The following is a 13,484-nucleotide window of genomic DNA, read 5'->3' as shown; positions in this document are numbered from 1 at the left end:
GCCGATCGTTCGATATTTCATGTCTGCGAGCTGTATCAGCCTGGCGTTGCTGTCTTGGTTGGATCACTGCCTGCCGCCGCTCGGAGACAAACGGGGAGGTGCACCCGCCCCAGTCTCATCCCGTCTTCGTGCCGGTGATGACGGCCAGCGCCTCGACGAGGCGGTCGAGGTCGGCCTCGTCAGTGTAGAGGGCGGGCGTCACACGGATGCACTGGCCCCTGGCGACGCCGGCCCGGCGCACTGTCATAATCTGGTGGCTGTCCCTCAGCTTCGCCACGATAACCTCGTTGTCGACCTTGCTGGTCTTGCCGGTGAGGCGGAAGGACGTGATCGCGCCATATGAGCCGGCTTCATCCGGCGTCAGAATCTCGATGCCCTTGAATCCGCGGACGCGGCTCACCCAGTAGTCGCGCAAATAACGCAGGCGGGCTTGCTTGGCCGCCGCGCCGATCTGCTGATGCAGCGCCACGGCCGTGGGCACCGTCAGCACCGTGGCGAAATTGACCGTGCCGGTATGCACCCGCGAGCGGATGTCGCTCTCCGGAAAATCCTCGTCGCCCATGTCGCGATCGATGGCCGCGAGGCGGTCCTTCCTGATGTAGAGGAAGCCCACGCCGACCGGCGCGCCAATCCATTTGTGCAGATTGAACCCGACGAAATCGGCCTCGAGCTCGCCCACCCGGAAGTCGATCTGTCCCCAGGAATGGGCGGCGTCGACGATGACGTCGATGCCCTTGGCCTTCGCCATGCGGGCGATCTCGGCGACCGGCATGACGAAGCCGGTGCGGTGGCCGACATGGGTCAGGAGGAGGAGTCTCGTCTTCGGGTTCGTCTCGATGGCGCGGGCATAGGCGTCGAGCACCGCCTGGCGGGTGGCGGGTTCCGGTACATCGAACTTGACCACATCGACGCCGCGGCGCGCCTTCAGCGCGTTCATCGCATACTGCATCGAATCATAGTCGAGATCGGCATAGAGCACGCCGTCGCCGGGCTTCAGCCTGTTGTAGCCGCCGATGAGGAGCTGAAGCGCTTCGGTCGCGCCGCGGGTGAGCGCGATTTCCTCGGGTGCCGCGCCGACCGCCTCCGCCACCCTGGCGCGTACGGCCTCGAAATCCGTACCCGCGCGCAGCCGCGCGTAATAGGTGTTCTGATAGTTGACCATGTCGGACTGGCGGATGAACTCGCGCCTGACGGGCTCGGCCATGATGCCCCAATAGCCGTTCTCGAGATTGACGACATCAGGCGTGACGGCATAGAGCCCCTTCACAGCCGTCCAATAGGCCTTGTCGGTGGCGACAGCGGCCACGGAGCCGGTCGGCTGCGCCGGAAGGCCTTCGGCCGCCATCGCCGGTGCCGCAAGCGGCACCACGGCTGCTGCCGCGAGGCCCTTGAGGACGAGCCGGCGGTCGGCTGAAATCGTCTTGATCAGTTGCATGTCAGCTCTCCCCAGAGCGTTCTCGAGCGACGTGACGTCCGGCTCGCGTCAAGAGAACGCGTCAAGCAGCAATCCAGAGCTCCGTTCTGATGTCATCGGAACCGAAGAGGCTCTGGCGCGCCGGGAAAAAAGCAACGGACGATGCAGCTAAGATGACCGGAGCATGACAATGCGATGATCGCCAAGCCAATGCCGGCCGGCTCCGCTTTGGGCCGCTCGCAGGCGGGCGCCCAACCGATCGGCGGGATCGCCGGCCCTGATCGGGTAAGGCAGGTTGCGGATGTCGTGCAGCGGATCCTGCTCATCAGAGCGACGGCAACATCGACGCCACCGCGTTGTCGTCAAACCGCAAGGCCCAATGCGCCACCCTCGGGCTGAGGCGCCACTGCACCGGCGGGCACATGATTGACGACGACGCCGGTCGGCACCGCCGCATGTTTTGACAGCGCCGCGGCCACCCTGCGCATCGCGGCTGAACCGAGCTCGCCGGCGCGCGCCACCAGGATGATCAGGTCCGCATGCGCGGCCAGGGCGATGGCGTCGGGCTGCAAGGCGAGATTGCCGGCGTGGACGATGATCAGGTCGAACTCCGAACGAATGTCGTCCTCGGGCCGCGCATCGGGCTTGCGGCCGGCGCTCAGCAGCTCCTCGATCGATTGAAGGCCCGCCGTGGTCGAACCGTCGTGCCATTCGGTCACCGGCGGCTGGTGACTTGCGAATTCCGGCTGGAGCCGGATCAGCACGCTCATCATGCCCCGATTCACGGCGGCGCGATTGAGGGAGCGCGCAACCGTGTTGCCGCCGGCGCTCTTGCCGACCGACAACACCAGCGCCACCTTGCAGCCGCGCACCGGCACACGGTCGATGCGTTCGAGCAGCGGCCGCAGATGGGGGCCGACATCGAGCTCGGCCGAGGTGGCGACCGGCTTTTGCCAGACGGTGCTGGTCCCGGCTCCGGATGACAGCTCGGGGATGCGGACCCAGACGGGAAGGCTGGGCATCGGCTCGGCCCGGGCCACGCCGGCGGGCGGTGGCTGGACGTGCCGGTTGGGCGCCTCCTCCGCATCCACAGATGCCGGCGCCTGAGTGGACCCGGGCTCGTCGGCGGACACGCTCGTCATCACCGCAACGGCGCCGGTCGACGTCAACAGCGAGCCGATCGCCAGCGCCGCGAGCAGCAAGGCGAGCGGCGGACGCGTCGAGCGCACCGGCGGAATGGCGATCGAGGCGACCTTGGTCTGGGACGCCTGCAGCTGACGCTGCTCGTTGGTCGTCTTGAACCTCGACAGGAACTGCTCGTAGATGTTCCTGTTGGCGTCGGCGTCGCGCTGCAGCTCCTGCAGCTTCACGAGAGCCTGGCCGTCGACCAGCATCTTGGTCTCGACGGCCTTGAGCTGCTTCTCCAGCGCGTTCTGCTGCTCGCGCTGGGCCTCATATTCGGACTTTGCCGTGTCGATGTTCTTCTTCCGCTCGATCTCGATCTGCCGGTTGATGTCGGCGAGCTGGCTGTAGGAGATCGCGAGGTCGGGATGGCGGTCGCCATACACCGCCTTCTTCTGCGCGATCTGGTCGTTCAAGGTCGAGCGCTGCGCGCGCAGCATGCTCAGCAGATCCTGCTTCACCGGCCCTTCGACATTGGCCTTGAGGTCGCGCTGCACCTGCTCGTAGCGTGCCTTGGCCTCCTCGGTGCGCGCGCGAGCCGCGGAGACCTGCTGGGTCAGATCGGTCACGCGCAATTGCTGCGTGGTGGATTCCTTGCCGGCATTGACGATGTTGTGCTCGAGCCGGAAGGCGGCAACGGCATCTTCCGACGCGCGCAGGCGCTCGTTCAGCGTCTTCAACCGGTCCTTGAGCCAGTCGGCCGCCTCGTCGGTTGCCTCGGTGCGAACGCGGCCCTGGCTGGCAACGAATGCCTCTGCGATCGCATTGGCGTAGTAAGCGGCCCGCTCGGGGCGGTTCGAGGTGAAGGAAATCGCAATGACGTAAGTGAGCCCGCGGCGGGTGATCTCGAGGCGGTTGCGGAATCTTTCGAGCAGGCGCGTCATGTCGGTATAACCGCCGGCGACATCGTCGTCGTCCGCGATCTTGAGCTGCTCGATCAGGGGGCGGAGAAAGCCGTCGGATTTCGCGATCTCGATCTGGCTCTGGAGCGCTGCGGCATCCTGGCCGATACCCGGCAGCACCTCCTGATCCGAGGTCACGCGCAGCTCGCGGGGATCGAGCACCACCAGGGCCGTCGCGGCGTAGCGGACCGGAAGAACCACCAGGACGACGATGCCGAGGGCGAACAGCGCCGCGGCCAGCGTCAGAATGCGCCGGCCGTTCTCGCGCAGGAAGGAGAGTGTACCGGAGACGGTCAGCGATCCCTTGATCAGGGCCGGCCCGGTGCCGTCAGGCTTCACCTTCGCAGCCCGCGGCGCTTCCCACGAAGCCGCTTGCTCCGTCGGGGCGATGCTTCGCGGAGATGCGCGGCTACCGAACGCCATGGGTTGGACTCGAAATCAACTGACAGTCATAGCTCAGAGGCTTGCCGCACCGTAAATATCCATGGTTAACCGGCGGTTACGGCGCGCGGCGCGAAGCCGTCATGGCACGCGGCTCGGCCATGCCGGCGGCAACGGCGGCTTGGCTGTGGCCGGGGGCTCGAGCTCGACATGGCCAAGCAGGCAGGACCGCAGGGTCTCGATCTCCGGACAATCGGCGGTGCCGAGCGGGCCGATCAGGAAGCCACTGTCCAGAGGCTCACACCTGTAGCCTGGGTGGCGCTGCACGCGGTCGGCGATCACGACGTCGACCTTGCCTTCGAGCAGCTCGTGCAGCCCGGCCGGCTGGCTGATGCGAACGGCGAGCTGGGGCTGGGCCCTGCGGAACCGTGAAAGGCGCGCCCGCAACCCATCGACGGCAAAGCTCGCGTGAAGCCCGATATGCAGCAAGCTCGTGACGCCCTCGGGCTTGAGTTCGGCAGTGGCCTCGGCGAGGCCGCGAAACGCCTGACGCACCCGCGCCAGATAGGTTTCGCCGCCGGACGTCAGGATGACCTGCCGCGTCCGTCTCTCGAACAGCTGCACGCCCAGCCGCTCCTCCAGCAGGCGGACTTGCTGGCTGACGGCGCCGGCCGTGACGTGCAGCTCGTGAGCGGCCTGCTTGAAGCTGAGATGGCGCGCCGCGGCCTCGAAGGCGCGCAGGGCATTGAGTGGCGGCAGCAGATACGTCATGGCCGGCTCCGGACGATGCAGGAAGGTTCGGGAAGATGCATGAGTTTCGTTCGCGCGACAAAAGAGAAATCCTGCTTTGTCGCCGCTGACGGCGGGCGATACCCCGGGGCCAACCTCCAAGCAGCCCGAGGAAACCTGCCCCAGTGCCGCCTGACATGCCGTCGATCGAAAATTCCTATTCCTGGATTCGTCTCGCCGCCTCCATCATCCTCAGCACATTGGGCTGCGTCGGGATGTGGTCCCTGGTCGTCGCCTTGCCGGCGGTGCAGGCCGATTTCGATGCGCCTCGCGCCGAGGCAACCTTGCCCTACACGCTCACCATCATCGGCTTCATGATCGGCGGCATCGTCGTCGGCCGGTTGGCGGATCGCTTCGGCATCCTCCCGCCCCTGGCCGGCGGCACGATCCTGATGAGCCTCGGCTACGTGCTCACGGCCTTTGCTCCGAGCCTGTCAATCTTCGCGACCATTTGCGGCCTCACGATCGGCCTCGGCGGCGCGGCGAGCTTCGCGCCCCTGGTGGCCGACGCCTCGCTGTGGTTCGACAGGCATCGCGGCCTCGCCGTTTCCCTGGCGACGGCCGGCAGCTCCCTGGCTGGAGTGGTCTGGCCGCCCGTCGTCCAGCATGCCATCGCGGCGATCGGCTGGCGGCAGACCCATATCGGCATCGGCCTGTTCTGCCTCGCAACGATGCTGCCGCTCTCCCTGGTTCTGCTGCGGCGGCCGATCTTCCACAAGATGACGCCCGCAGCGGCGAGCAGCGGTGACACGATGCAGGCCATAGGCCTGTCTCCCGGTGCCACGCAGGGTCTGCTCGCCCTTGCCGGGATGTGCTGCTGCGTCGCCATGTCGATGCCGCAGGTCCACCTGGTCGCCTATTGCGGCGACCTCGGCTACGGCCCTGCGCGCGGCGCCGAGATGCTGGCGGTCATGCTCGGCTTTGGCGTCGCGAGCCGGCTGATCTTCGGCTGGGTGTTGAACCTCATCGGCGGCCTGCCGACCTTGCTGCTGGGCTCGGCGATGCAGACCCTGGCACTCGCGCTCTATCTGCCGTTCGACGGGCTGGTCTCACTTTATGTCGTTTCCGCCATCTTCGGCCTGGCGCAGGGTGGCATCGTGCCGAGCTATGCGGCGATCATCCGTGAGCTGTTCCCGGCGCAGGAGGCCGGCTTTCGCGTCAGCCTCGCCATCTCGGTCACTCTCGCCGGCATGGCGCTGGGAAGCTGGATGGCCGGCGCGATCTACGACTGGACCGGCTCCTACGCTTCCGCGCTGGTCAACGGCATCGCCTGGAATATCGTGAACATGGCGATCGCAGCCTGGCTGCTGGAGCGCCAGCGCCGGCATGCTGCCGGCGCGTGCGCGGCGGACGCGGCGCTCAGCTGATGTTCAGCAGGATCCGTCCCGACGTGCCGCTGCGCATCAGGTCCAGCGCGTCGTTGATGTCATCGAGCGCGAACTCGTGGGTCACGATGCCGCGGTAGCTCACCTTGCCGGCATCGCTCAGGCGAACCAGGCGCGGGATATCGCGCGCGGGCTGGCATTGCCCGCCTTCCGAGCCCTTCAGCACCTTCTCGAAGTGCAGGGGCAGCGTGTAGATTTCGGCCTTCTCGCGGGGAACGCCGACGAGGATGCAGCGGCCTTTCTTGGCCGTGATCTCGTAGGCGAGCTCGATCAAGTTCTTGACACCGGTGGTCTCGACGACCTTGTCGGGTCCGTCGGCCCCCGTGATGGAGCGAACCTCGGCGGCCACATCCTTCACCGCCTCGGAGTTGATGGTGTGGGTGGCGCCGAAATCCTTCGCCATCGCCAGCTTGTTGTCGAGGCGGTCGATCGCAATCACGGGCCAGGCGCCGACCATCGCGGCGAATTGCACGATGTTCAGTCCGACGCCGCCGACGCCGAACACCACGACGGCTTCGCCGATGGCGATCTGCGCATCGTTGTTGACGACGCCGAGCGCGGTCGTGACCGCGCAGCCGAGCAGCGGCGCGCTGGTGCGATCGATCGAGGCGGGAACGGGCGTGACGCGATTCTCCGAGACCACGGCATATTCATTGAAGGTGGTGACCCACCCCGCATTGAGACGCTTGCCGCGCCAGGAATAGACCGGTGTGTTGGACTGGATGCCCTTGCCCGGCCGCCAGTGCATGATAACGGTGTCGCCCTGCTTGCAGGAGACGACGCCGGGACCGGTTTCGACGATGGTTGCCAGCGCCTCGTGCCCCAACAGATGCGGCAGGAACTTGTCGACGCCTTTGACGGCGTCGATCTCGTTGATCTGCGCGCCGCAGATGCTCGAGGTGTGCACATGCGCAAGCACCTGGCCGTGTTCGAGCGTATCAGGCAGGGTGAACTCGTCGACGACCAGCGGCTTGCCGGATTCGACGAGGATTGCCGCCTTGGCAGTCTTGATATCCATCAGCAGCGCCCGGTCACTCGAAATAGATGAATTCGTAATCGCCGGTGTAGCCGAGCTTGCCGTACAGCCAGATCCATTCCGACGTATGCAGGATGGACTCCGCCGTCAGCGCCCAGCATTCGAGGTTGTGCAGTTCGGCGACGGTCCGGTAACCCTCGACCATGATGTACTTGTTCTTCCCGACCCGCTCGATCTCCTTGACCGCCGCCTCGAGCTCATACAGCCTGAGATTGTGCAGGGTGCCGAGCGAGATGACGAGATCGAAACTGTCGTCGCCATAGGGATAGACGTCCTGGGCGCGATAGTTGAAGAGGTACGGTTTCACCCGCTCGTGCGCATGTTCGAGACCATGCCTGGAGATATCGAAGCCGACCACCTTCAAGCCGGGCAGGATCTTCTGCATCTCGTAGAGCAGGAAGCCCTTGCCGCAGCCGACATCGAGCACGCTCGACCCATCCTTCAGGCCATAGGCCTCGATCAGCGCCTTGGCGACCGGCGCCCAGCGCCCCTCGATGAAGCGGTAGCCGCCATAGCCGAAGCGGCGGTCGCCATCCCAGTAATCGGCCTCGTATTCCCGCGCTTTCAGCGAGCAGGCGATCTTGTCGTCGTTCATGCGGGCCATGTAGTCGCGCTTGGTCGCCGTATGCAGCGGCGTCACAATATTCAGTAGTCGTCCCATCGAGCCCTCGGATTCCATCACGCGCGGAGATTGTCTTGTACTGGCCTGGGGAGCCTTGCGCCGTGAACTGCGACTCGCCCTAGCATCTGACCCGCGCGCCATCATTGCTTCAGATCAATGACCGGCGAATCATGCCGCGGCAGCGGCGCCGATCCTCCGCAGAACAAGGAGAGGCTGCGGCACATCGCGGGCGAACGGCACCAGGTTCCCTGGTGTGGCCGCTGGAGAACAAGACGTCGAAGCGCATGCAACCAGAATGCGAACATCGCGTTCTTGCTGAAGGATTGCCGATCCGCGCTCAAGATCATTTGTCATTGCCGCAAGGGAGGCCGCCATGCCGACCAAACCGACCATCGCCCGCATCTGGCGCGGCCGGACCCGCCGCGACCTCGCTGACGCCTACCAGGCCTATCTGCAGGCCGAGGGCATTCCGCCGCTGTTGAAGACCGCGCTCGGCGTGCAGCAGTTGCGCGAGGACCGTGCCGAGGAGACCTGGTTCACGACCATCTCCTATTGGCTGGACATCGAGGCGATGACGGCTTTCACCAGGGGCGAGCCGACCAAGGTCCACCATCTCGCGCGCGACGCGGAATTCCTGATCGAGCTGCCGGAGCGCATCGAGATCCACCGCATTCTGATCGACGAGCGGGGCCTGCGGTGAAGGGCTCAGCTCCATATTGTTCCGCCTGCATCCTCGGGAGAGCTCATTTTCCGCGGCCCTCTGCCGCTCGCCTTGCGCGGAAGGAACGGAGCGGGCAACCAGCCGTTGCTCCAGTACCCTCGACAACACGGAGCGCGACATGACAATGCGTAAAACTTTCGTCGTCCTCGCGGCCGCCGGAGCGATGCTCTCAACGGCTGCCTCGCCGGTGCTCGCGGCGCCGCTGCCGATCGGCAACCCCGGTCCCGACTCAGGCGTGCAGCAGGTGCAGTACCGGCATGGATACGGACATGGGTACGGACATGGATACGGTCATGGGCGTGGTTACGGCCCCAGGCACCATCACGGCCATTACGGCACCGGCGCAGCCGTACTCGGCGGCCTCGCAGCGGGCGCGATCATCGGCGGCGCAATCGCCAACAGCCAGGCTCAATCCAATGCCGCCTCCTACTGTGCGCAGCGCTTTCGCTCCTACGATCCCGGCTCGGGGACCTATCTGGGCCGCGACGGTCTGCGCCACCCTTGCCCGTGACGCGCGCATGAGCTTGCGGCAGCCTCATCGCGCAGCGAGAGGCTGCCGACACTCGGCATGCACCCGCCAAGCGGCGGGCGTGTCTTGATTTCGCGCTCCGCCGCGCTATACGTTCCCATCATGATGTTCACGTCCACATTCTTCCCGCTGATCTGAACGGCAGAAAGTCGTTCCGGCGCATCTGCGCCAATCAGATCAAACCGGCTGCGCTTGATGCGGTGGCCGAGCGGAGAATGTGCAATGCCCAAGACCGAACAGGTTGGCCTGACGCCCCGTCAGGTCCAGAACTTCATCAACGACGGTTTCGTCAAGATCGAGAATGCCTTCAGCACCCAGCTTGCAAAGCAATGCAGGGACGAGCTGTGGGCGGATATTGGTCTGTCGCCGGACCACCCCGAAGACTGGACGCAGCCCGTTGTCCGGGTGGGGTCCAAGGCTTCGCCCCCCTTCATTGAAGCCGCGAATGCGCCGCCCCTGCACCGAGCCTACGATCAACTCGTGGGCGAAGGGCGCTGGCTTGCGCCCAGGGGCCTCGGGACCTTTCCGATCCGCTTCCCCTCGGCCGAATCCCCTGGTGATGATGGCTGGCACGTGGACATGAGCTTCGGCACCACCGATCCGGATTTCATGGAATGGCGTGCCAATGTGAAGAGCAGCGGACGCGCATTGCTGATGCTCTTCCTGTTCTCGGATGTTGGCCCGGACGATGCACCCACGAGGATCCGGAAAGGCTCGCACGCTGCAATCGCGCGGGAGCTGCTGCCCTACGGCGAGGCAGGCGCGACGCTCCGGCAGCTCTCTGCCGAGAACTACGCCTCGACGGCGAATTGCGGGGTTGAACTGGCGACCGGCGCGGCAGGCAGCGTCTATCTGTGCCATCCGTTCCTGGTTCATGCCGCGCAACCTCATCGCGGAAAACGGCCGCGCTTCATGGCACAGCCTCCGCTGTTGCCGAAGGGCGAATTTGAACCCGCGTTGCCACCTTCGCCGGTTCAGATCGCGATCCGGCAGGCCTGCGGGCTGGCGGTGCAGGCGGAGGACATCCGGGACTGAGCCCGGATTGATCACGTTTTGATCCTGCAAAGCAAAAAGCACTCGGGGATCGGCGCGACGCCGTCACAGCTTCCCATACACCCGCCCTGCGACCGCCTTCAGGCGCTCGACCGAGCCGGACTCCGGATGCGGCTTGACCGGCGCGAACAAGATCGAAGCCTGCCTGCCGTTCTTCCAGACATAGATATTGACGGCGTTGCCGTTGCCCTTGGTGCAGGAATGCTCGCCGAAGGCTTCGCTGCCGAGCTCAGGGATCGCCACGTGCTTGCATGGCCCCGCGCGCTTCATCATGCCGGCGGCGGTGTCGCGCGAGGTCGCGATCACTGCGACGGTCATGGCGTTAGCCTCGCGATCGAACATCATGCAGCTGCCAGCGCCGGTGCGCTGCACCGTCAGCGTGCTCGCGTCGAGAAAGCCGTCTGCATCGGCGGCCGTGAGCCACTCGCAATTGCCGAACCGCTCGCTGCTTTTGCTCGCGCTGGCGATGGCAATGCGTGCGGCCTCGGTGATCGGTCCGAGCAGCGCATCGTCGGCGCGCCGCCCGCTCGGATAGACGCTGATCTGCAGGATGTAGTCGCCGGCCAGAGCGACGACCGAGGCTTCCTGGCGCTCGGCGCCGGCGGCGCTCGTGCCGCCCTGGCCTTCGTCGCCGATCCCGGTCACGGTGTTCAGCGGCATGCGCTCGGCAAGCGTCTTGACGAAGGTCGCGTACAATTCCCTGGCGCGGTCCTTGTCGGGATTGCGAAACACGCTCAGCATCATCGTGTCGCCGCGCCCGGCCTGGTAGATGCAGCCGCGGCCGTCCTGATTTGAAATCAACGACCATTTGAGCGCCGGCATCGCAGCGGCGAGCTCTTTCGCGCTGATGAACGGGCAGGTTTCGGCCCCGCGTGCGGGAAGCACCGGGGCGGCTGCGATGGCAAGGAAGAGGGCGAGGGAGGAGAGCAGGCGGCCGATTGTGCGCATGGAACGTACCTACTACCGAATTGGCGCGCCGCGCCGGACGTTTTCGTCGTCAGTTCGAGAACTGTACTTAGTCATCTGGACGATTGATAATAGGAAAGCCGAACAATCTATGGATCGTCCAAGTGGACCCACTCAGCGATGTGATTGCCCTGCTTCGGCCAAGCACGGCCATTTCCAAACCCATCTCTGGTCGGGGTGCTTGGGCCGTGCGCTATGCCGCCCACGACGCCCCCGGCTTTACGATCATTCTGAGAGGTGAATGCTGGATTGCATTTGACGGTGAGCCCCCGTTGAAGCTCGAGACAGGGGCCTTCCTGCTTCTGCCCACCACGCCAGCCTTCACCCTTAGCAGTCATCCCGGCATGGCCGGGACGCCGCGAGATCCGATGGATGTACCTGTTCGTCATGGCGAGCAGGAGGGTGAAGCGGATTTCGAGGCGCTGGGCGGCACGTTTTGCATCGAGACGGCGAATGCGCCGCTGCTGCTCGCCCTGTTGCCGCGCATGATCCATGTGCCGCCGCCCGAGGGGCGATCGGTGCGGCTCGGCCGGCTGATCAATCTCATCGCAGAGGAATGCCGTGGCAATGAGCCCGGCAAGGACATGATCCTCCAGCGCATGTTGGAAGTTCTTCTTATCGAGGCCCTTCGCTCGCATGGCACGACGATGGATGAGGACCGCGCCGGTCTTCTGCATGGCATGCGAGATCCGGCTTTGGCACGGGTCCTTGCGGCCATGCATGCTGATGTGCGCGCCGACTGGACGGTGGCCAGCCTTGCCCGCATCGCCGGCCAATCGCGTTCCGCCTTTGCCGCGCGGTTTGGCGCGGTGCTCAGCTGCGGCCCGATCGAATATCTCGCCCGATGGCGGATGGCGCTGGCGAAAGACGCGCTATTGCGCGGGGCAAAGACGCTCGACCGGATCGCCGACGACATCGGCTACGAATCCGCTAGCGCCTTCAGCACCGCCTTTCGCAAGCGGCTCGGCTGTCCGCCGGGGCAATTTGCCCGGATCAACGGCAGCACCGATCACGCCTGAGACCAAAGCATCAATCTGGACGATTGAACAATATGAATGGACTATAGATTATAGATCGTCTCGAAGACCGAGCCTATCAAGGACCATCCGAAATGAATGATGGTCCCCATGCAAACGATCCTGATTACCGGCACATCCTCTGGCTACGGCCTGGAAACGGCGCTGCATTTCCTCGACAAGGGCTGGAATGTCATCGCCACGATGCGGCGCCCCGACGCCAGTCTTTTTCCTGCGTCACCGAGGCTGCGTCTCCTGCCGCTCGACGTGACGAGCGACGAAAGCATCGCGGCAACCGTCGCAGCGGCCGGGCCGATCGACGTGCTGGTCAATAATGCCGGCATCGGCGTTGTCGGCGCATTCGAGGCGACGCCAATGGCGCATATCCGCAAGGTCTTCGCCACCAACACGTTCGGCGTTATGGCGATGTGCCAGGGCGTGATTCCGCAGATGCGCGAACGCCGGTCCGGCATGATCGTCAACGTGACCTCAAGCGTGACGTTGGCCGCCATGCCGCTAGCGGCCGCCTATACGGCCAGCAAGCAGGCGATCGAGGGCTTCACCGGCTCGCTCGCGCATGAGCTTGGCTATTTCAATGTCCGCGCCAGGCTGGTGGAACCGGGTTATGCCCCGACGACCCGCTTCGCGCAGAATACGGACGTACGGATCGAGGATCTGATTCCGCCTGCCTATGCTGGTTTCGCGGCCCCCATCTTCGAGGCCTTCGCCCACCCTGCCATGACGACAAAGGAAACCGATGTCGCCGAGGCCATCTGGGCGGCCGTTCACGACACGTCCAACCGGCTCCAGTTTCCGGGCGGTGCCGACGCGGTGGCGCTCTATGAAGCCCGTCAGGGGTAAGCTCAACGGCCTGTCGATTACACATGCCAGTCGCAGCGCGGCATTGGTTCTCACGCCGGTGCCGGCTGTTCTCGATCATCGTTTCCATTCGGAGACGCGAACTTGCCGGATGCAACGCAGGGCCGTCGTCACTGCCCGTTATATTCGGCCCAACAATCCGCTGTTTCATAGACGCGGACCGCCCACAGTTGCTGAAGGCTCGGCTTTAGCCGATCCCAGATCCAGACCGCGATGTTCTCGGCGGTTGGATTCTCGAGTCCTTCGACGTCGTTCAGGCATTGGTGGTCCAGCGCGCCCATGATGTCGGCGAAGCATTTTTCGATGTCGAAGAAGTCCGCAACAAAGCCAGTGTGCGGGTCTACCGGACCATCCAGCTGGACTTCGACCCGATAGGAATGACCATGCAGCCGGCTGCACCGGTGAGTCTCGGGCACGTTTGGCAGCCGATGCGCCGCCTCGAACTTGAACGCCTGCGATATCCTCATCCAGCTCCTCACACGGCGTGGCCATCCGGTCTCGGCCCGGTCTGGCGACCAGATGCTGCCTTGCCTGAACTTCCGGCGAAGAATGGCGCGCCATTCAGAATAAAACTACGAACTCGTATGTGATTGAAATCGCTATTTAAAA

13 protein-coding genes are annotated in these 13,484 nt (G+C 64.8%); 6 read left to right on the top strand and 7 right to left on the bottom strand.

The window, feature by feature from the left end; all coding sequences use genetic code 11:
* Window positions 1-115: 115 nt before the first annotated feature.
* The 3 genes from AC1RQP_RS33140 to AC1RQP_RS33130 all read right to left on the bottom strand — a co-directional run bounded on the left by AC1RQP_RS33140 (window position 116) and on the right by AC1RQP_RS33130 (window position 4,650).
* Entirely contained in the window at window positions 116-1,435 is a 1,320-nt protein-coding gene (locus AC1RQP_RS33140; protein WP_492941237.1) for an aminotransferase class V-fold PLP-dependent enzyme, read from the bottom strand.
* Window positions 1,436-1,776: 341 nt separating this feature from the next.
* Complete coding sequence (locus tag AC1RQP_RS33135; RefSeq protein WP_492941235.1) at window positions 1,777-3,921, bottom strand: GumC family protein; 2,145 nt, start codon at window positions 3,919-3,921, stop codon at window positions 1,777-1,779.
* 99 nt (window positions 3,922-4,020) lie between these two features.
* Complete coding sequence (locus AC1RQP_RS33130; protein ID WP_492941233.1) at window positions 4,021-4,650, bottom strand: LysR family transcriptional regulator; 630 nt, start codon at window positions 4,648-4,650, stop codon at window positions 4,021-4,023.
* Window positions 4,651-4,805: 155 nt separating this feature from the next.
* Here AC1RQP_RS33130 and AC1RQP_RS33125 point away from each other — a divergent pair, with 155 nt between their 5' ends.
* Window positions 4,806-6,035 (top strand): MFS transporter, encoded by a 1,230-nt coding sequence (locus tag AC1RQP_RS33125; protein ID WP_492941489.1) that lies wholly within the window; start codon window positions 4,806-4,808, stop codon window positions 6,033-6,035.
* On the opposite strand, the gene AC1RQP_RS33120 is transcribed toward AC1RQP_RS33125, so the two are convergent.
* Window positions 6,028-7,071 (bottom strand): zinc-binding dehydrogenase, encoded by a 1,044-nt coding sequence (locus AC1RQP_RS33120; RefSeq protein WP_492941231.1) that lies wholly within the window; start codon window positions 7,069-7,071, stop codon window positions 6,028-6,030. The genes AC1RQP_RS33125 and AC1RQP_RS33120 overlap by 8 nt on opposite strands.
* Before the next feature lie 13 nt (window positions 7,072-7,084).
* Entirely contained in the window at window positions 7,085-7,750 is a 666-nt protein-coding gene (locus AC1RQP_RS33115) for a class I SAM-dependent methyltransferase (protein WP_239627800.1), read from the bottom strand.
* Between the two features lie 334 nt (window positions 7,751-8,084).
* Here AC1RQP_RS33115 and AC1RQP_RS33110 point away from each other — a divergent pair, with 334 nt between their 5' ends.
* From AC1RQP_RS33110 to AC1RQP_RS33100, 3 genes are all read left to right on the top strand, one after another.
* On the top strand, window positions 8,085-8,411 hold the full coding sequence (locus AC1RQP_RS33110; protein ID WP_492941229.1) for a hypothetical protein: 327 nt from the start codon (window positions 8,085-8,087) through the stop codon (window positions 8,409-8,411).
* A gap of 139 nt (window positions 8,412-8,550) precedes the next feature.
* The gene (locus AC1RQP_RS33105) at window positions 8,551-8,943 is read left to right on the top strand and encodes a BA14K family protein (protein ID WP_239627804.1); all 393 of its coding nucleotides are present in this window, start codon (window positions 8,551-8,553) and stop codon (window positions 8,941-8,943) included.
* Window positions 8,944-9,183: 240 nt separating this feature from the next.
* Complete coding sequence (locus tag AC1RQP_RS33100) at window positions 9,184-9,996, top strand: phytanoyl-CoA dioxygenase family protein (RefSeq protein WP_492941227.1); 813 nt, start codon at window positions 9,184-9,186, stop codon at window positions 9,994-9,996.
* A gap of 63 nt (window positions 9,997-10,059) precedes the next feature.
* Here the strand turns inward: AC1RQP_RS33100 and AC1RQP_RS33095 are convergent, their stop codons facing one another.
* Window positions 10,060-10,962 (bottom strand): hypothetical protein, encoded by a 903-nt coding sequence (locus AC1RQP_RS33095; RefSeq protein ID WP_239627807.1) that lies wholly within the window; start codon window positions 10,960-10,962, stop codon window positions 10,060-10,062.
* A gap of 122 nt (window positions 10,963-11,084) precedes the next feature.
* On the opposite strand from AC1RQP_RS33095, the gene AC1RQP_RS33090 reads away from it, so the two are divergent.
* Both AC1RQP_RS33090 and AC1RQP_RS33085 read left to right on the top strand, forming a co-directional pair.
* Complete coding sequence (locus AC1RQP_RS33090) at window positions 11,085-11,999, top strand: AraC family transcriptional regulator (protein ID WP_492941225.1); 915 nt, start codon at window positions 11,085-11,087, stop codon at window positions 11,997-11,999.
* 108 nt (window positions 12,000-12,107) lie between these two features.
* Window positions 12,108-12,857: an SDR family oxidoreductase gene (locus tag AC1RQP_RS33085; protein ID WP_239627810.1), complete on the top strand. Its 750-nt coding sequence runs from the start codon at window positions 12,108-12,110 to the stop codon at window positions 12,855-12,857.
* Window positions 12,858-12,985: 128 nt separating this feature from the next.
* Here AC1RQP_RS33085 and queD read toward each other — a convergent pair whose 3' ends face one another.
* Entirely contained in the window at window positions 12,986-13,342 is a 357-nt protein-coding gene (gene queD, locus AC1RQP_RS33080) for a 6-carboxytetrahydropterin synthase QueD (RefSeq protein ID WP_492941223.1), read from the bottom strand.
* Window positions 13,343-13,484: the final 142 nt, after the last annotated feature.

The sequence above is a fragment of the Bradyrhizobium sp. GW821-FHT13H06 genome (assembly GCF_058803975.1).
This window is presented reverse-complemented; position numbering and strand designations above follow the sequence as displayed.

Bases quoted from the DNA above. Each gene is read 5' to 3' on its own strand.
- AC1RQP_RS33140 (WP_492941237.1), bottom strand. From the start codon at position 1,435: ATGCAACTGATCAAGACGATTTCAGCCGACCGCCGGCTCGTCCTCAAG.
- AC1RQP_RS33135 (WP_492941235.1), bottom strand. From the start codon at position 3,921: ATGGCGTTCGGTAGCCGCGCATCTCCGCGAAGCATCGCCCCGACGGAG.
- AC1RQP_RS33130 (WP_492941233.1), bottom strand. From the start codon at position 4,650: ATGACGTATCTGCTGCCGCCACTCAATGCCCTGCGCGCCTTCGAGGCC.
- AC1RQP_RS33125 (WP_492941489.1), top strand. From the start codon at position 4,806: ATGCCGTCGATCGAAAATTCCTATTCCTGGATTCGTCTCGCCGCCTCC.
- AC1RQP_RS33120 (WP_492941231.1), bottom strand. From the start codon at position 7,071: ATGGATATCAAGACTGCCAAGGCGGCAATCCTCGTCGAATCCGGCAAG.
- AC1RQP_RS33115 (WP_239627800.1), bottom strand. From the start codon at position 7,750: ATGGGACGACTACTGAATATTGTGACGCCGCTGCATACGGCGACCAAG.
- AC1RQP_RS33110 (WP_492941229.1), top strand. From the start codon at position 8,085: ATGCCGACCAAACCGACCATCGCCCGCATCTGGCGCGGCCGGACCCGC.
- AC1RQP_RS33105 (WP_239627804.1), top strand. From the start codon at position 8,551: ATGACAATGCGTAAAACTTTCGTCGTCCTCGCGGCCGCCGGAGCGATG.
- AC1RQP_RS33100 (WP_492941227.1), top strand. From the start codon at position 9,184: ATGCCCAAGACCGAACAGGTTGGCCTGACGCCCCGTCAGGTCCAGAAC.
- AC1RQP_RS33095 (WP_239627807.1), bottom strand. From the start codon at position 10,962: ATGCGCACAATCGGCCGCCTGCTCTCCTCCCTCGCCCTCTTCCTTGCC.
- AC1RQP_RS33085 (WP_239627810.1), top strand. From the start codon at position 12,108: ATGCAAACGATCCTGATTACCGGCACATCCTCTGGCTACGGCCTGGAA.
- queD (WP_492941223.1), bottom strand. From the start codon at position 13,342: ATGAGGATATCGCAGGCGTTCAAGTTCGAGGCGGCGCATCGGCTGCCA.